Annotated in this window: 14 protein-coding genes and 1 pseudogene; 4 read left to right on the forward strand and 11 right to left on the reverse strand. The window is 61.3% G+C overall.

Translation table 11 applies throughout. The annotated features are described in order from the left end of the window. Positions 1–4: 4 nt before the first annotated feature. From purD to gcbA, 11 genes and pseudogenes are all read right to left on the reverse strand, one after another. The gene (purD, locus tag AC3WMV_RS05835) at positions 5–1,300 is read right to left on the reverse strand and encodes a phosphoribosylamine--glycine ligase (protein WP_103368067.1); all 1,296 of its coding nucleotides are present in this window, start codon (positions 1,298–1,300) and stop codon (positions 5–7) included. A 149-nt stretch (positions 1,301–1,449) separates the two neighbouring features. After that, on the reverse strand, positions 1,450–3,057 hold the full coding sequence (gene purH, locus AC3WMV_RS05840) for a bifunctional phosphoribosylaminoimidazolecarboxamide formyltransferase/IMP cyclohydrolase (protein WP_097089909.1): 1,608 nt from the start codon (positions 3,055–3,057) through the stop codon (positions 1,450–1,452). A gap of 82 nt (positions 3,058–3,139) precedes the next feature. Continuing rightward, positions 3,140–3,460 carry a DNA-binding transcriptional regulator Fis gene (fis, locus tag AC3WMV_RS05845; RefSeq protein ID WP_003221275.1) on the reverse strand — a complete coding sequence of 107 codons (321 nt, stop codon included), beginning with the start codon at positions 3,458–3,460 and terminating at the stop codon, positions 3,140–3,142. Then, entirely contained in the window at positions 3,457–4,467 is a 1,011-nt protein-coding gene (dusB, locus tag AC3WMV_RS05850) for a tRNA dihydrouridine synthase DusB (RefSeq protein ID WP_007961945.1), read from the reverse strand. The genes fis and dusB overlap by 4 nt, the downstream gene beginning before the upstream one ends. 185 nt (positions 4,468–4,652) lie before the next feature. Next, positions 4,653–5,927: a DUF3426 domain-containing protein gene (locus tag AC3WMV_RS05855; protein WP_097089910.1), complete on the reverse strand. Its 1,275-nt coding sequence runs from the start codon at positions 5,925–5,927 to the stop codon at positions 4,653–4,655. A gap of 30 nt (positions 5,928–5,957) precedes the next feature. Beyond that, a complete protein-coding gene (prmA, locus tag AC3WMV_RS05860) occupies positions 5,958–6,836 on the reverse strand; it encodes a 50S ribosomal protein L11 methyltransferase (protein WP_027613592.1) in 879 nt (292 codons plus the stop codon). Between the two features lie 170 nt (positions 6,837–7,006). Continuing rightward, on the reverse strand, positions 7,007–8,365 hold the full coding sequence (gene accC, locus AC3WMV_RS05865) for an acetyl-CoA carboxylase biotin carboxylase subunit (RefSeq protein WP_007961940.1): 1,359 nt from the start codon (positions 8,363–8,365) through the stop codon (positions 7,007–7,009). A gap of 17 nt (positions 8,366–8,382) precedes the next feature. After that, positions 8,383–8,844: an acetyl-CoA carboxylase biotin carboxyl carrier protein gene (accB, locus tag AC3WMV_RS05870; RefSeq protein ID WP_027613594.1), complete on the reverse strand. Its 462-nt coding sequence runs from the start codon at positions 8,842–8,844 to the stop codon at positions 8,383–8,385. A gap of 48 nt (positions 8,845–8,892) precedes the next feature. Continuing rightward, on the reverse strand, positions 8,893–9,345 hold the full coding sequence (gene aroQ / locus AC3WMV_RS05875) for a type II 3-dehydroquinate dehydratase (RefSeq protein WP_025111759.1): 453 nt from the start codon (positions 9,343–9,345) through the stop codon (positions 8,893–8,895). Between the two features lie 242 nt (positions 9,346–9,587). After that, positions 9,588–10,094 (reverse strand): annotated as a pseudogene (locus AC3WMV_RS05880) (methyl-accepting chemotaxis protein); the annotation flags it as partial. Positions 10,095–11,585: 1,491 nt separating this feature from the next. Continuing rightward, positions 11,586–13,256 (reverse strand): diguanylate cyclase GcbA, encoded by a 1,671-nt coding sequence (gene gcbA, locus AC3WMV_RS05885; RefSeq protein ID WP_027613596.1) that lies wholly within the window; start codon positions 13,254–13,256, stop codon positions 11,586–11,588. Between the two features lie 426 nt (positions 13,257–13,682). Here gcbA and AC3WMV_RS05890 point away from each other — a divergent pair, with 426 nt between their 5' ends. The 4 genes from AC3WMV_RS05890 to speA all read left to right on the forward strand — a co-directional run bounded on the left by AC3WMV_RS05890 (position 13,683) and on the right by speA (position 18,004). After that, positions 13,683–14,750, forward strand: coding sequence for a DUF2333 family protein (locus tag AC3WMV_RS05890; protein WP_007963034.1), 1,068 nt, complete (start codon positions 13,683–13,685; stop codon positions 14,748–14,750). Positions 14,751–14,753: 3 nt separating this feature from the next. After that, the gene (locus tag AC3WMV_RS05895) at positions 14,754–15,311 is read left to right on the forward strand and encodes an NUDIX hydrolase (protein ID WP_103368069.1); all 558 of its coding nucleotides are present in this window, start codon (positions 14,754–14,756) and stop codon (positions 15,309–15,311) included. 188 nt (positions 15,312–15,499) lie between these two features. Next, complete coding sequence (locus AC3WMV_RS05900) at positions 15,500–15,871, forward strand: translation initiation factor Sui1 (protein WP_007914613.1); 372 nt, start codon at positions 15,500–15,502, stop codon at positions 15,869–15,871. A gap of 219 nt (positions 15,872–16,090) precedes the next feature. Further along, the gene (gene speA / locus AC3WMV_RS05905) at positions 16,091–18,004 is read left to right on the forward strand and encodes an arginine decarboxylase (RefSeq protein WP_103368070.1); all 1,914 of its coding nucleotides are present in this window, start codon (positions 16,091–16,093) and stop codon (positions 18,002–18,004) included. Positions 18,005–18,213 lie beyond the last annotated feature (209 nt).

Below are 18,213 nucleotides of genomic sequence, written 5' to 3' on the forward strand. Positions count from 1 at the left end.
CAGCTTATTCCTGCGTTTCGCCACGTTCACGGGCAATGGCGCGGTAGCCAATGTCCTTGCGGTAGAAGCAACCTTCCCAGTCGATGGCGGCGGCCAGCTTGTAGGCTTGCTGCTGCGCTTCGCTCACGCTGGCGCCCATGGCGGTGGCGCAGAGTACGCGACCACCGGCCGTTACCACGTTGCCATCCTTCAGCGCCGTACCGGCGTGGAAGACTTTGCCTTCCAGGCCTGCGGCTGCGTCCAGGCCGTTGATCGCCGCACCCTTGGCGTAGTCGCCCGGGTAGCCGCCAGCGGCCAGTACGATGCCGACGCTCGGACGCGGATCCCACTGTGCTTCAACCTTGTCCAGCGCTTGCGCCAGAGCGGCTTCGACCAGCAGCACCAGGCTCGACTGCAGACGCAGCATCACCGGTTGGGTTTCCGGGTCGCCGAAGCGGCAGTTGAATTCGATGACTTTCGGGTTGCCGGCCTTGTCGATCATCAGACCGGCGTACAGGAAACCAGTGTAGACGTTGCCTTCTTCGGCCATGCCGCGCACGGTCGGCCAGATCACCTGGTCCATCACACGCTGGTGCACGTCGGCGGTGACCACTGGGGCAGGGGAGTAGGCACCCATGCCGCCGGTGTTCGGGCCGCTGTCGCCGTCGCCAACACGTTTGTGGTCCTGGCTGGTGGCCATCGGCAGCACGTTCTTGCCGTCGACCATGACGATGAACGAGGCTTCTTCGCCGTCGAGGAATTCTTCGATCACCACGCGCGAACCGGCGTCGCCGAAGGCGTTGCCGGCGAGCATGTCGCGCACGGCGTCTTCGGCTTCGGCCAGGGTCATGGCAACGATCACGCCTTTACCGGCGGCCAGGCCATCGGCCTTGATCACGATCGGTGCGCCTTTTTCACGCAGGTAAGCCAGGGCCGGCTCGATCTCGGTGAAGTTCTGGTAGTCGGCGGTCGGAATCTTGTGGCGCGCGAGGAAATCCTTGGTGAAGGCTTTAGAGCCTTCCAGCTGTGCAGCGCCGGCGGTCGGGCCGAAGCAGTCCAGGCCACGGGAGCGGAACAGATCGACCACGCCTGCCACCAGCGGCACTTCCGGGCCGACGATGGTCAGGGAAACGTTTTTCTCGGCGAAGTCGGCCAGTTGCTCAAGGGCCAGCACGTCGATGGCGACGTTCTCGCACTTGGCTTCAATCGCGGTACCGGCGTTGCCCGGCGCGACGAAAACCCTCTGCACGCGCGGATCCTGAGCCACTTTCCAGGCCAGGGCGTGTTCACGGCCACCGCTGCCAATGATCAAAACATTCATTTCAAAAACCTCAAAAATCTGTCATGCGCTGCTGGAGCGCTTTATGTGGGAGCGGGCTTGCTCGCGAAAGCGGTGTGTCAGGCAAAACGGCTGTTGCTGACAGATTGCATTCGCGAGCAAGCCCGCTCCCACATTTGGATCGGGTTGTATCAGTGACGGAAGTGGCGCATGCCGGTGAATACCATGGCGATACCGGCTTCGTCAGCTGCAGCGATCACTTCAGCGTCACGCATCGAGCCGCCTGGCTGGATCACTGCAGTGATGCCAACCTTGGCCGCGTTGTCCAGACCGTCGCGGAACGGGAAGAACGCGTCCGAGGCCATCACCGAACCGGCCACTTGCAGACCGGCGTGCTCAGCCTTGATCGCGGCGATACGCGCGGAGTTTACGCGGCTCATCTGGCCGGCGCCGACACCGATGGTCTGACGGTTCTTGGCGTAGACGATGGCGTTGGACTTGACGTACTTGGCGACTTTCCAGGCGAAGATCAGGTCGTTGATTTCCTGTTCGGTCGGTGCACGCTTGGTCACCACTTTCAGGTCGTCGGCGCCGATCATGCCGATGTCGCGGCTCTGCACCAGCAGGCCACCGTTGACGCGCTTGTAGTCCCAGGCCGCAGCGCGATCCGCCGACCACTCGCCGCAGGCCAGCAGGCGCACGTTGGCTTTGGCCGCCACAACAGCACGGGCTTCTGCGCTGACGCTTGGAGCAATGATCACTTCCACGAACTGACGCTCGACGATCGCCTTGGCGGTCTCGGCATCCAGTTCACGGTTGAAGGCGATGATGCCGCCGAAGGCCGACTCGGTGTCGGTGGCGTAGGCCAATTCGTAGGCCTGACGGATGCCGCCCTCGGCGTCCGGGCTCACGGCCACGCCGCACGGGTTGGCGTGCTTGACGATCACGCAGGCCGGCTTGACGAAGCTCTTCACGCATTCCAGCGCGGCGTCGGTGTCGGCCACGTTGTTGTACGACAGCTCTTTGCCTTGCAGTTGGGTCGCGGTGGCGATGCCGACTTCAGCAGGCTTGGCTTCCACGTAGAACGCCGCGCTCTGGTGCGGGTTCTCGCCGTAGCGCATTTCCTGAGCCTTGATGAACTGGCTGTTGAAGGTGCGCGGGAATTCGCTGCGGCCTTCGGTGCTCAGCACGTCGGCAGCCTGATTCACGGTGCCCATGTAGTTGGCGATCATGCCGTCGTAGGCGGCGGTGTGTTCGAAGGCCTTGAGCATCAGGTCGAAACGCTGAGCGTAGGTCAGGCCACCGGCCTTGAGGTTTTGCAGAACGTTGGCGTAATCGCTGGCATTCACCACGATCGCCACGTCTTTATGGTTTTTCGCTGCCGAACGAACCATGGTCGGGCCACCGATGTCGATGTTCTCGATCGCAGTCGGCAGGTCGCAGCCGGGCTTGTTGATGGTGGCTTCGAACGGGTACAGGTTGACCGCAACCAGGTCGATCGGCTTGATGCCGTGCTCGTTCATGATTGCATCGTCGATACCGCGACGACCGAGGATCCCGCCGTGGATTTTCGGGTGCAGGGTTTTCACCCGACCGTCCATCATTTCCGCGAAACCGGTGTAATCCGCGACTTCCACTGCGGCAACACCGTTGTCGCGCAGCAGCTTGAACGTCCCGCCGGTGGAGAGGATCTCGACGCCGAGGGCTTCAAGCTCCTTGGCGAATTCGAGGATCCCGGTCTTGTCGGAAACGCTGATCAAGGCGCGGCGGATCGGCAGGCGGGTAGTCTGGTCGGTCATCTCAATTTCCATCAAAAGCAAAGGAAGTCAGCAAAAAAGGCGACCGGTTTTACGCGGGCGCCTTTCTGGTTTGATTGAATGCTTACAGCAGATCGTACTGCTTGAGTTTCTTGCGCAGCGTGCCGCGGTTGAGTCCGAGCAGCTCGCTGGCCTTGGTCTGGTTGCCCTTGACGTAGTTCATCACGCTTTCGAGCAGGGGAGCCTCGACTTCGGAGAGCACCAGGTTGTACACATCCGTGACGGACGCGCCCTCAAGGTGGGCGAAATAATTGTGCAGCGCCTTCTCGACACTCCCGCGAAGGGTCTGACCTTCTTCGCTCGGGGTATTGAGGTGCTGTTTCAAATTCACGTTGTCGCTCACGGGTGCTGTTCCACTCACTAAAGTCTCGGTCATCATCGTCATGCGGCCACCCCTTCTTCGTCCCCTGTCAGGCTCTTGTAACGCTCGGCGAAGAACTCCCGAACGTTGGCGCATTGTGTTTCCGTACCATCCAAACGATTGAAGTGGGCGCGAAACTCCCTGGCGCCCGGCAAGGTTGCGAGATACCAGCCCACATGCTTGCGGGCAATACGGACGCCCATCACATCCCCATAGAAGGCGTGAAGTGCGGCCAGATGCTCCAGCAGGATGCGTTCCACTTCGCTCAGCTCCGGCGCCGGCAATTTCTCGCCGGTACGCAGGAAGTGTTCGATCTCGCGAAAAATCCATGGCCGCCCCTGGGCAGCCCGGCCTATCAGCAGGCCATCGGCACCGGTCGCGTCAAGCACGTAACGGGCCTTTTCCGGCGAATCGATATCGCCATTGGCAAACACCGGGATCGACACCGCCTGCTTGATCGCGGCAATCGTGTCGTACTCGGCTTCGCCGGTGTACAGATCGGCGCGCGTGCGGCCATGCACGGCCAGCGCGGTGATCCCGGCCTGCTCGGCGATCTTCGCCACAGTCAGGCCGTTCTTGTTGTCGCGATCCCATCCGGTGCGGATCTTCAGGGTCACCGGCACATCCACTGCAGCGACGACGGCCTGCAGGATCTCGGTCACCAGTGCTTCGTCTTTCAATAACGCGGAACCGGCGGCCTTGTTGCAGACCTTCTTTGCCGGGCAACCCATGTTGATATCAATAATCTGTGCGCCCAGTTCGACGTTGGCCCGTGCCGCGTCCGCCAGCATCTGCGCATCGCCACCGGCAATCTGCACCGAGCGTGGCTCGGGATCGCCTTCGTGGATCATGCGCATGCGCGACTTGCGGGTATTCCACAGGCTCATGTCACTGGTGACCATTTCCGAGACTACAAGCCCTGCGCCCAAACGCTTGCACAGCTGACGAAAGGGCTGGTCGGTGACGCCCGCCATCGGGGCGAGAATCAAACCGTTCTGCAATGTATATGGGCCGATGCGTACCGCCGACATAGGACTTCCCTGAAGTGGGGCCGGATCATGAGAGTTCGAAAAAGGGTTGGCATGATACCCGCTCTCGATGACTGGATAAAGGCTGAATTGAACAAAATCTGAACAGTTATTCTGTTATTACCAGCGGTTTGGTAAGCGCGGGCGAAGTCAGAAAACTGCCGTCAAACCTGAAGCGATGAAGCGATTCACTCGGGCGAGTGGAAACTCAGGCTGTAATTCACCGCTTTGGGGCCTGGATCGAGAATATCCAGCGCGATGTGGATTGGGGTTTGCGGCGGCATTTCCGCCATGCCCTCAAGGTCGCCGTTGAGGTATTCGCCGGGTTTGAAGCGACGACTGGCGATCAGATGACCGTTGAGGTCAGCGAAGCGTAGCTCCAGCAACGGAAATGGCTGGGAGAACGTTGCGCGGTTGTAGATGATCGCATCCACCACCAGCGCCCCGCTGAATTCCGGATGGCTGCGCACCACCAGATTGCTGCTTTTGATTTTGCCGATGTCGACCTTGGACGGCACCGTGCAGCCGATCTGCGGGCAGAACTGCTGAAACCATGGGCGGTACTGATCCTGCCGCGCCAGTTCATCGAAGTGATAGGCAATGTACTGGCCGGCCAGACCGGCGGCAGCTAGCAGCACCAGCAAACCCCAGAGCAGACGCCGGCCCCAGGGCGAACGGCGTTTCTGCCAGTCCAGTTGCAGCGGGTCGTCGGTCAGGTCCTGCAACACTTCGGCGCGTTGACGTTTTTTGCGCAGCGGTTCGACCGATGGCAAGTCGTCATCGTCCGGCTCGACGTTGGCCGACAGGCGTTCACGACGGGCATTCGGGTCGATCGGGTCGTGCAGGCGCAGTTGCGGGATCGGCGGTTCATCGTCCAGATCCACCGGCTCCAGCGACAGGGAAGGCTCGGTGCGCGCGGTGTTTACCGGTTCCGGTTCGACGGCATCTGGCTCGACGTCATCTTCGGGCTCGGGCAGACGTTCATCGTCGCGTGCGCTGAACAGGCTGTCGCGCCACTCCGTTTCATCGGCTTCAGGACTGTCGCGCCGGGCGCTCAGGGACTCTTCGCGCTGACGACCGAATTCGGTGGTCGGCTGGATTTCCCGTTGTTCGAGGCGGGCGAGTTCTTCGTCCAGATCGAGGCTGTCCAGGTCCAGCTCGCTGGCGCTCCATTGCTTTTGGCTGAGGGCGCGCGGCGCGGGCGGTTCGTCATTGACGGGGGCTTCGACCACTGGCGGCGGCTCGCTGACCACTGCCTGAGACGGTGCAGGCTGGACAATGGACGGCGCCACCGGAGTGACCGCTTCCTTGCCGGCGTGTTGTTCCAGCAGCTGTTTGGCGGCGTTGAACACTTGCAGGCAGGAGCCACAGCGAACCACCCCGCGGGCCACGCTCAACTGAGCATGGCTGACGCGGAAGCTGGTTTGGCAATGCGGGCACTGGGTGACGAAGCTGTCGGTCATGCGGCGATCCGGTTTATGCAGGCGGTCATTCTAGCGCCGACGGCCGGTGATACGCACCCAGCCATCGCGATTGGCGATCGGGTCCAGATCAAAGTCCTGCGCATAGGCGGCAGCGACTTCTTCACCTTGTTCGGCGAGGATGCCTGACAGTGCCAGACGACCGCCGGTTTTCACCAGGCCGGACAGCTGCGGCGCCAGGGAAACCAGCGGGCCGGCCAGAATGTTGGCCACCAGCACGTCGGCTTTGACCTGCGGCAAATCTTCCGGCAGGTACAGCGGGAACAGCTCGTCGGCAATATTGTTGCGCCCGGCGTTGTCGCGCGAGGCTTCCAGCGCCTGCACGTCGATGTCGGTGCCGACGGCTTCTTTCGCGCCGAGCAGCAGGGCGGCGATCGCCAGAATTCCCGAGCCGCAGCCGAAGTCCAGGACGTTGCAGTCTTTCAGGTCCTGACCGTCGAGCCATTCCAGGCACAGGGCGGTGGTCGGGTGGGTGCCGGTGCCGAACGCCAGGCCCGGATCCAGCAACAGATTGACCGCGTCAGGCTCGGGCGCGGCGTGCCAGCTCGGCACGATCCACAGGCGCTGACCGAAACGCATTGGCTGGAAGCCGTCCATCCAGCTGCGTTCCCAGTCCTGGTCTTCGATGACTTCGCTGTGATGCTCGGGCAGCGGACTGCCGGTCAGCAGTTCCAGATGCGCGAGCACCGGCGCAGGCTCGGTGCCGCCCTCAAACAGGGCCAGCAGGTGCGTGTGCGCCCACAGTGGGGTGGTGTTGAGTTCCGGCTCGAAGATCGGCTGATCTTCGGCGTCCATGAAGGTCACCGAAACGGCGCCGACTTCAAGGAAAGCGTCTTCGTAGGTTTCGGCTTGTTCCGGGCTGATGGCGAGACGTACTTGCAGCCAAGGCATGGCGGGCACCTTTGAAAAAGTATGATTGCAGCCTAGCGGCCAGCGAGAAGCGCGCAAGTTTACGCGAGCGCGCAGGGTTTGTGGGAGCTGCATTGCACCCACAGGGGATTTGAAAACTGTAGAAACAACAAAGCCGCCCGAAGGCGGCCTTGTCTGTGCGGACTTGAAGCTTAGTGCTTCTCGCCTGCCAGCTTGTGCTCGAGGTAGTGAATGTTCACGCCCCCTTTGCAGAAGCCTTCGTCGCGGGTCAGATCACGGTGCAGCGGGATGTTGGTCTTGATCCCGTCAACCACGATCTCGTCCAGGGCATTACGCATGCGCGCCATGGCTTCGTCGCGGGTGGCGCCGTAAGTGATCAGCTTGCCGATCAGCGAGTCGTAGTTCGGCGGAACTGCATAACCGCTGTACAGGTGCGAATCGACGCGAACGCCGTTGCCGCCTGGGGCGTGGAAATGCTTGACCGTGCCCGGGCTCGGCATGAAGGTTTTCGGGTCTTCAGCGTTGATCCGGCACTCCAGCGAGTGACCGCGGATCACCACGTCATCCTGCGTGAACGACAGCTTGTTGCCAGCGGCGATGCTGAGCATCTCCTTGACGATGTCGATACCGGTGACCATTTCCGAAACCGGGTGCTCCACCTGAACACGGGTGTTCATTTCGATGAAGTAGAAACGACCGTTCTCGTACAGGAACTCGAACGTGCCGGCGCCACGGTAGCCGATGTCGATGCACGCCTTGACGCAGCGAGCCAGAACTTCCTGACGCGCCTGCTCGTCGATGCCCGGTGCCGGCGCTTCTTCGAGAACCTTCTGGTGACGGCGTTGCAGCGAGCAATCGCGGTCGCCCAGATGGATGGCGTGACCCTGGCCGTCGGACAGTACCTGAACTTCGACGTGACGCGGGTTGGTCAGGAATTTTTCCAGATAGACCATCGGGTTGCCGAACGCCGCGCCAGCTTCGGAGCGGGTCAGTTTCGCCGAGGCGATCAGGTCTTCTTCCTTGTGCACCACGCGCATGCCGCGACCACCGCCGCCGCCAGCGGCTTTGATGATCACCGGGTAGCCGACTTCACGACCGATACGCAGCGCCGTTTCTTCGTCTTCCGGCAGCGGGCCGTCGGAACCTGGAACGGTAGGCACGCCGGCTTCGATCATCGCGTGCTTGGCCGATACCTTGTCGCCCATCAGGCGAATGGTTTCGGCTTTCGGGCCGATGAAGGCGAAGCCGGAATTCTCGACCTGCTCGGCAAAATCGGCGTTTTCCGCGAGGAAACCGTAGCCTGGGTGGATGGCGGTAGCGCCAGTCACTTCAGCGGCAGCGATGATGGCCGGGATGTGCAGGTAGGACTGAGCGGCAGAAGCCGGGCCGATGCAGACGGATTCGTCTGCCAGACCCAGGTGCATCAGCTCTTTGTCGGCCTTGGAGTAAACGGCGACGGTCTTGATGCCCATCTCTTTGCAGGCACGCAGAATCCGCAGGGCGATCTCACCGCGGTTAGCGATCAGAACTTTTTCCAACTTCGCAGTCATCAAAGGCTCTCCGCAGTTCAAACGATGGTGAACAGCGGTTGGTCGTACTCAACCGGCTGGCCGTCTTCGACGAGGATGGATTCGATCACACCGCTGGTTTCAGCTTCGATGTGGTTCATCATCTTCATGGCTTCGACGATGCACAGAGTGTCGCCTTTCTTCACGGTCTGGCCGACTTCAACGAAGGCTGGCGAGGTTGGCGAAGATTTACGGTAGAAGGTGCCTACCATTGGCGAGCGGGCCACGGTGCCGTTCAGTGCAGGAGCAGCAGCGGCAGCCGGAGCGGCAGCAGCTACTGGAGCAGCGGCGGCAGGCGCAGCGGCCGGAGCCTGCATCGGCGCCGGAGCGTAGTACTGCTGAGCCGGGGTCTTGCTGTGACGGCTGATGCGTACGGACTCTTCGCCTTCCTTGATCTCGAGCTCGTCGATGCCGGACTCTTCCAGCAATTCGATCAGTTTCTTAACTTTACGGATATCCATGAATCATCAACTCCCAAGGGTCGGTCAGGGGCGTTTAACGCTTGTGGTTCAAGTCGTTGCCTGTGTTTCAAGCTGTTCTAGTGCGGCCTCCAGGGCCAGTCGGTAACCGCTGGCGCCAAGGCCGCAGATCACTCCCACCGCTACATCGGAGAAGTAAGAGTGATGGCGGAAAGGTTCGCGCTTGTGCACGTTGGACAAATGCACTTCGATGAATGGGATGCTCACTCCCAGCAGCGCGTCACGTAATGCGACACTTGTGTGTGTAAATGCTGCTGGATTGATCAGAATGAAATCGACACCCTCACCGCGAGCGGCGTGGATGCGGTCGATCAATTCGTACTCGGCATTGCTTTGCAGGTGCAGCAGATGATGGCCGGCTTCACGGGCGCGGCGCTCCAGATCCTGATTGATCTGCGCCAGGGTCGTTGACCCATAGGTGCCCGGTTCGCGGGTGCCGAGCAGGTTCAGGTTGGGGCCGTGCAGCACCAGTAGCGTCGCCATCTGCGTGTTCCTTGTTATGAATGAGCAGTCGTCAGAACCCGGCGACTATGCCGCAAAGGCTTTGTGACTGTCCAGTTCTCTGCAATAGCCAGCACGATGACCGATGTTTGCGCGAAATTTGTGACTGAGTGATTTGATCCGGTCACTTGTAGTGATTGTGCTGACGCCTTCGCGAGCAGGCTCGCTCCCACAGGGGGTACATATTCCAATGTGGGAGCGAGCCTGCTCGCGAAGGCGGTTCATCAGACGCGAAAGGCCTGTACGGCCGTATGCAATTGCCCACCCAACTCCAGCAGATTCTCACCCTGCTCACGCCCGCGGCCGATACGTAGCAGGTTATCCCCGCCCAATTGATGGATCCGCTCGCTATGGTCGCGGATCTCGCTGACCGCGCCGCTTTGCTGAGCGGTGATATCGGCGATGCGGATCGCCGTGTCGGAAATGGTCTGGATCGCGCCAACGATCTTGTCCAGCGCGCCGTCCGCCGCTTGTGCCTGACTGGCAGTGGCTTCGGCGTGTTCGACTTGCGCGCGCATGCCTTCGACCGATTGTCGGGCAGCAGTTTGCAGGCCGGCGATCAGTGTCTGGATCTCTGCCGTGGCGCCCGCCGTGCGTTGCGCCAGTGAGCGCACTTCCTCGGCCACCACCGCAAAACCACGGCCCATTTCCCCGGCCCGCGCCGCTTCGATCGCCGCATTCAGCGCCAGCAGGTTGGTCTGGTCGGCGATCGAGCGGATCACCGTCAGCACGCCGCCGATGGTCGCCGACTCTTCGGCCAGATGCTCGATCATCTGCGCGTTGCCTTGCACTTCGCCGACCAGCGCATGCAGGCCGGTGAGGCTTTGGCCGATCACGGTTTGCCCGTGTTCGACGGCCAGTCCGGCATGGCGACTGGCATCGGCTGCCTGCCGTGCATCGCCAGCGACCTGCTGAATGGTCGCTTCCAGTTCGCCCAGTGAATCGCGGATCAACGCGGTATCGCCGGCCTGATGTTCGGCGCCGCTGTGCAGCTCGTTGCTCAGTTCGGCGAGGGTAAGGCTGCTGCCGGCGACTTGTTCGGCATTGCCGCGAATCGTGCCGACCAGATCCACCAGATAGGCGCGCAAGCGATTTAGCGAAGCTTCGATGTCGTGCAGCTCGCGGTTGGTCTTGCCCAAGTGAATGTCGTTGCTGAAGTCGCCTTCGGCCCAGGTCGACAGCGCCGGCGCGAGGTTGGTCAGGGTGCGCGACAGGCGCCGTTGCAGGGTGTCGATCAACAGCGCGATCAGCAGAATCAGGCCGATCATCACGCCTTGCATCAGCCGCACTTCGCCCTGGATCTGTCCGTGCTGGGCGCGCACCACCGGCTCGAGTCCGGCGATCGCCTGTTGCACGGCAGCGATTTTCAGGTGGGTCGCGGTGCTCAGGTCGGTGCGTTTCTGGATCTGCTCGCGGGTGCGTGCCAGCTCCGCCGGATAGCGACCGAGCAGGCTGTTGAGTTCGCGCTTGAGGCCGACCCCGGCGTCTTCGGCGGCGGCTTTTTCGGTGCTTTCGATGCCCATCATTGCGGCGAAATCATCACTGCCGGATTCGTTCCTGGCGACCACGCCGAGCAGGGGCAGGGCGTCGATGGCCTGAGCCTGGATGCGGATATTGTCGACTTCACGCTCGACGTCGGCGGCCAATTCACTGCGGCCGCTGCTGACCAGTTTGTCGCGGGCCAGCGACAGCTTGCCCAGGTGCTGCGAAGCGACCAGCAGCGGCGTCAGATACGTCGCGTTGCCATTGGCGTAGGTGCTGAGTTGATCGAGACTGGCGCTCAGTTCGCGTTCGGCTTGCAGCAGCAGTGCTTGCGGATCACCGGCCAGTTTGCCGGCGGCGAGCAGGTCGGTTTTGCTGAACTCTTCGAGGCTCGACAGACTCGGGCGCAGGGTCTCGGCCAGTGCCGGCGGCAGTTCGCCGAGCTCCTTCTGCAGGCCGTCGATGGCTTGGCTGGCGCTGCTCAGGCGCAGGGCGTCGCCGCTGGCGAGGTAGTCCTCGATATTGCGTGCCACGTCATTCTGAAATTGCTGCGACAGACCCAGGTAGCGCTCCATCAACAGATACGGACGCTCCAGGGCTTTTTGCGACCACCACAGCGTCGCGCCGAGGGCCACGCAAACGGCGACCAGCAGCAGAGTGTTGAGATTGGTGAGCAACTTCAGGCGCATGACGGCTACCAACGGCAGAAATGGTAAGCGCCTGAATTTATTGCGGTTCTGTTACAGGGTTATGACCGAATCAGTGGATTCCGATGAAAAGGTGGCACTTTGCTTTGAGTCGCGCGCGGTCTGCACTCGATTGCGTCCGGCACCTTTGGCGCGGTACAGCGCTTCGTCGGCCTGGCTGGCCATCATCAGGCTGTCGGAATCCTCGTGCATTTCCACCACGCCGGCGCTGAAGGTGCACCACAAATCGTGCGGTTGCGCCGGGTAGTGGATTTCGGCGAAGCGCTGGCGGATCTCGTCGAGCACTTTGTGCGCCGCTTCTATATCCGTGTCGGGCATGACGATGGCGAATTCTTCGCCACCGTACCGGCCGATGAAGTCGGTCTTGCGCAGGCGTTGCTTGAGGAACAGCGCCAGGCTCTTGATCACTCGGTCGCCCATCGGATGGCCGTGACTGTCATTGACTCGCTTGAAGTGGTCGATGTCGAGCATGGCAAAGCTCAGCGGCTTGTTCTCGCGACGGGCGCGGAACGAGCAGTCTTCGAGCAATTGCAGGATGTGCGTGTGGTTGTACAGGCCGGTGAGGCTGTCGCGGACCATGCGTGCCTTGAGATTGCGCGCGCGGGCGGCGCGGTTGCGCACAGTCGTAATCAGATGCCGAGGCTTGATCGGTTTGGTAAGGAAATCGTCGCCGCCCTCGCTCATGGCGTCGAGCTGCTTGTCCAGATCGTCCTCGGCCGAAAGATAAATGATCGGCACGCTGACGTAGCGGTCGTTGTGGCGGATGACCTTGGCCAGTTCGGTGCCGGTGCAGGCCGGCATGTACATGTCGAGGATGATCAGATCCGGCTGGAAGTCCGCCAGTTCGGCCATCGCCTGGATCGGTTCGATCAGGGTGCGCGTGACGATTCCGGCGCTGTTGAGCAGGCGCTCGGTGTGCAAGGCCTGGGCGCGGGAGTCGTCGATGATCAGCACTTTGTAAGGTTCGTACTGGGCGACGCACGTCAGGACTTCGATCTTCTCCAGCAGGCTCGACGCTTCGAGGGTGCCGGTGAGGAATTCCTGGCCGCCGGCGCGCACGGCGGCGAGGCGCGTCGGGGTGTCGGTTTCGTGCAGGCTGAAAAACAGCAGCGGCAGCGGTTCTTCCAGGCCAACCTGGGCTTCGGCAGCCAGTTGCAGGCCGACGCCTGCGCCGCTGAAGTCCACGTCCATGACGATCGCGGCGGGCAAGCGCTCGACCATCGAGGAGCGAAACGCCGCGACACTGTCCAGCGCCTGCGCGGTCAGGCCGAAAAACTCCAACTGCTTGGCCAGCCGCTCGGCGCGGTCGTGATCCTGCAACATGACGTAGATCGGTTTGCGCAGCGGCGGCAGGAAGGTCTGGTCGAGTTGATCACCGTGGCGCAGACCGGTGCGCGACAGACGCTGCATCAAACGATTGAGGTCAGTGATCAGGCCGCTGCTCAGGCGTCCGCGATTGGCGTCCACCGCTTCCAGCGACTGGCCGATATGACGCGCGAGTTGCGTATGCTCGGGCTGCTCGAAGCGCTCGGCAAAACGCAGCAGGCGCAGATTGGCCTCGCTCAGTTCGGCGAGGTCGGCGGTGGACCACTCACTGCGTTGCAGGCGCTGCCATATCTCAAGAATCTGACGTGCCTGATGAATTACCCGCTGGGCAAAGTGGTGCTTGAGGCGCTCACGGCTGGGGTCTTCTGGCTCGGTCATATCCTGACTACTAGTTAGAGCGCATGCTGAGATCGACTGGTGGCTCTATGCTAGCACCTCTTTTCCCTTATATGAGTGTCGTGCGTCAATAATCTGCGGTGCTGCACAATTCAGTTTCTGACCGGGTGGTTTTGGATGAGACCTGTTCGTCGATGAACCTCCCGAAAACCGGGCATATGGTGCTGCTCGAAGCGTAAACAAGCCTGTGTGCACCACGCTGTGCTGCAGACAGACGCTGATCTGCAAATGCCTGTTTCGCAGCTTTGTTGATGGCGCTGTATCAGGGAAACCCCTAGAGAATTTGCGGGTCGATGCCGCGCGTTCCGTGGATTTTCTGCTTCTCTTCAATGGCGGGTGCCGGCCTTGGCACGTTGTTGTATGGTTGTGGTCGAACCGTTGAACCCAAGTGATTGAAAGGATATCGCCATGCTGGACTGGAAGAACCGCGCGGGCAGCGCGCCTGAACGTGCCGCTGAGCCGAAGTCGGCCACCCGCAGCTATGTGGGCGGGCTGTTGTTCAGCCGCGCGCTGGCCACGCTGATCGGCATTTATCTGCTGGTGACCATCGGCCTGGGCTGGTACTGGAGCCAGGAGCCGGCGCTGTTTCCGGTGGCGCAAAATGCCCAGGCGGCTGCCGAGAAAGAAGGCAAGCAAATGGTCGTCGGCTACACCACGGTCGAAACCCTCAAGACCGTTGCCGGTACGTTGCTGAACAAACCGGGCGGCTACATTTCCAACGACCGTTTCCCGCCTGGCCTGTGGATGGACAACACGCCAAGCTGGGAATACGGCGTGCTGGTGCAGGTACGTGACCTGACCCGTGCCCTGCGTAAGGACTTTGCCCGTTCGCAGTCGCAGTCGGCCGAGGATGCTGATCTGGCCAAGGCCGAACCGCGTTTCAACTTCGACAACAAGAGCTGGATCCTGCCGTCGAGCGAATCGGAATATCAGGAAGGCATCAACTCCCTGAGCCGTTATCAGGCGCGTCTGTCTGATCCAACGCAGAAAAACGCCTTGTTCTACGCCCGCGCCGACAACCTCAACAACTGGCTGGGCGATGTCGGAACCCGTCTCGGTTCGCTGTCGCAACGCCTTTCGGCCAGTGTCGGCCGGGTCAAGCTCAACACCGCGCTGAAAACCGAAGTGCCGGCGGTTGGCGAAGTACCGCAGGTCGACGAGGAAGTCGTCGAAACCCCGTGGATGCAGATCGACAACGTGTTCTACGAAGCACGCGGTCAGGCCTGGGCGCTGTCGCACCTGTTGCGCGCCATCGAAGTGGACTTTGCCGATGTGCTGGCGAAAAAGAACGCCACGGTCAGCGTGCGCCAGATCATCCGTGAACTGGAAGCATCGCAGGAGCCGGTCTGGAGCCCGATGATCCTCAATGGCAGCGGCTTCGGCGTGCTGGCCAACCACTCGCTGGTCATGGCCAACTACATTTCCCGGGCCAACGCCGCAGTGATCGATCTGCGTCAATTGCTCAATCAGGGCTGAGTCATGGTCGATAGCGCCAAAGAGGCGGCGCACCGCGCCGCCTCCGATGCCGAACAGATCGCCTGGGTCGACGAGCAGGACAACTTGCTCGGCGCCCTGGTGCGGGCCGATCTGCGTGAGCGCGGGCTGATCGGGCGCGGCACCTACATCATGTTGTTCAATTCCGCTGGTGAGCTCTGCGTACACCGGCGCACCCTGAGCAAGGCGATCTATCCCGGTTACTGGGATGTGGCAGCCGGCGGCATGGTGCAGGCCGATGAGACCTACGCCGAATCGGCGGCCCGCGAGCTGGAAGAGGAATTGGGCGTGAGCGGGGTGGAGCTGACCGCCCACGATCATTTCTTCTTCGAAGACACCGGCAACCGCCTGTGGTGCTCGGCATTTTCCGCGGTGTGGGACGGCCCGCTGAAACTGCAGCCGGAAGAAGTGCTGGAAGCACGCTTTATTCCGGTCGATCAGGTAATGCTGGAAATCGAGCAAAAGCCTTACTGCCCGGACTCTCTGGCCGCGTTGAAGCGCTATCTGAAGGCTCAACAAAGCGGCGTCGCAAAGAACACATAAATTGGCGCCGATTGGCTCTTAGCAATTGCGCTTTTTGCCGTTACACTGCGCGACCTTTTCAAGCTGCACCGACCTGCTTTTGTTCAAGCGCACGGTGCAGTAGCGCTGCCCCTGCCTGAGTGGGGCTTCGCGGTCGATGACCTTGCCCAAGGTCGCGATCAGTCTTTGTCCTCCCAAGAGGATTGCCGGTGGCCAAAAAAGCCGCATCCTTCGCCGCCCTTGGTGGCCTGGTATTTTCCACCGACGCAGGTCGTCATTGCCCGGAATGCAGTAAACCGGTGGACGCCTGTATCTGCAAACAAACCGTGATCCCGGCCGGGGACGGCATTGCCCGCGTGCGTCGCGAGAGCAAGGGCCGTGGCGGCAAAACGGTGACCACCATCACCGGCGTGCCACTGGCCGAAGACGCCCTCAAGGAGCTGGCGACAACGTTGAAGAAACGTTGCGGCACCGGTGGGGCGTTGAAGGACGGGATCATCGAAATCCAGGGCGATCATGTCGAGCTACTCTTGGCAGAGCTGATCAAACACGGTTTCAAAGCGAAGAAGTCCGGCGGCTAGCAGCCTCTGTGAAATCCATCTGCGGCTTGATCCGGCACTGAAGCAGTTCAGATCCGGCGTCGTCTCCATGGTTTTCACAGAGCCTGTTCATGACCGGTTTCTAAACTACACGCGGTCAGCGCGGTCTACCGCCGCGCTGACGAACCGTCATTTTCATTCTTTAGACTGCGCCGGCCTGCGATCAGGCGACGCACTATGACTTCTTTATAGGGGACTTCGATGTCCGTACGACGCACACGTAAAGACGATGGCAGCCAATGGACAGTTGCGGACAGCCGCAGTGTTTACGGGATTCGCCATTGGGGGGCCGGGTATTTCGCGATCAATGACGCCGGTCGCGTCGAAGTTCGTCCGAACGGCCCGAGCAGCTCGCCCATCGACCTGTTCGAACAAGTCGACCAACTGCGCAAGAGCGGCTTGTCCCTGCCGTTGCTGGTACGTTTCCCCGACATCCTGCAAGACCGTGTCCGTCAGCTGACCGGTGCTTTCGACTCGAACATCGAGCGCCTGGAATACCAGAGCAAGTACACCGCGCTGTACCCGATCAAGGTCAACCAGCAAGAAGCGGTGATCGAGAACATCATCGCCACCCAGAACGTTTCCATCGGTCTGGAAGCCGGCTCCAAGCCTGAGCTGCTGGCGGTGCTGGCACTGGCGCCGAAGGGCGGCACCATCGTCTGCAACGGTTACAAGGACCGCGAGTTCATCCGTCTGGCGCTGATGGGCCAGAAGCTCGGCCACAACGTGTTCATCGTGATCGAGAAAGAATCCGAAGTCGGCCTGGTGATCGAAGAAGCTGCCTCGCTGAAGGTCAAGCCACAGGTCGGCCTGCGCGTGCGTCTGTCGTCGCTGGCGTCGTCGAAGTGGGCGGACACCGGTGGCGAGAAATCCAAGTTCGGTCTGTCGGCGGCGCAACTGCTGTCGGTGGTCGAGCGCTTCCGCGCCGCCGGCCTCGATCAGGGCATTCGTCTGCTGCACTTCCACATGGGTTCGCAGATCGCCAACCTGGCTGACTACCAGCACGGTTTCAAGGAAGCGATCCGTTACTACGGCGAGTTGCGCAACCTCGGTCTGCCGGTCGATCACATCGACGTCGGCGGCGGTCTGGGTGTCGACTACGACGGTACCCACTCGCGCAATGCCAGTTCGATCAACTACGACATGGACGATTACGCCGGTGTCGTGGTCGGCATGCTCAAGGAATTCTGCGTCGCGCAGAGCCTGCCGCATCCGCACATCTTCTCCGAAAGCGGCCGCTCGCTGACCGCGCACCACGCGATGCTGGTGGTGCAGGTGACCGACGTCGAGAAGCACAACGACGAAATCCCGCTGATCGAAAACAAGGAAACCCTGCCGGAAACCGTGCAGTGGCTGGTGGATCTGCTTGGCCCGACCGACATCGAAATGGTCACCGAGACCTACTGGCGCGCCACCCACTACATGAGCGACGTGGCCGCCCAGTATGCCGACGGCAAACTGACCCTGGCGGAAAAAGCCCTGGCCGAGCAGTGCTACTTTGCCGTGTGCCGTCGCCTGCACAACTCGTTGAAGGCACGTCAGCGTTCGCACCGCCAGGTGCTCGACGAACTCAACGACAAGCTGGCCGACAAGTACATCTGCAACTTCTCGGTATTCCAGAGCCTGCCGGACACCTGGGCGATCGATCAGGTACTGCCGATCATCCCGCTGCATCGTCTGGACGAAGAGCCGCTGCGTCGCGCCGTGCTGCAAGACCTGACCTGCGACTCCGACGGCAAGATCAACCAGTACGTCGACGAGCAGAGCATCGAGACCAGCCTGCCGGTGCACGGTCTGAACGAAGGTGAGGACTATCTGCTGGGCGTGTTCCTGGTCGGCGCCTATCAGGAAATCCTCGGCGACATGCACAACCTGTTCGGTGACACCGACTCGGTGAACATCTACCAGAACGCCGATGGCAGCGTGTACCACGCCGGTATCGAGACCCACGACACCATCGAAGACATGCTGCGCTACGTGCACTTGTCGCCGGAAGAACTGATGACCCACTACCGCGACAAGTGCGCCAGTGCCCGCATCAGTGCCAGCGAGCGTACGCAGTTCCTCGATGCCTTGCGTCTGGGCCTGACCCGTTCCTCCTACCTGTCTTCCTGAGTCAGGTCTGTTGCACCGGGTTGTCTGAAATTTTCCCTCAAACTGTGGAAAATTCGGATGACCCGGTGGGACATTTCCCAAATCCCCTGCGAAATAATTGCCTGCCACAGCCGGAGAAGTGATCCGGTCTGCTTTTCGCGTAGGTCATTTCCTAAGTTGTACTTCAGCTCTCTACTCGGCCATGGCTCTCGGCGAGAATCCCCGGCCGC

This window comes from Pseudomonas sp. FW305-3-2-15-E-TSA4 (assembly GCF_058787295.1).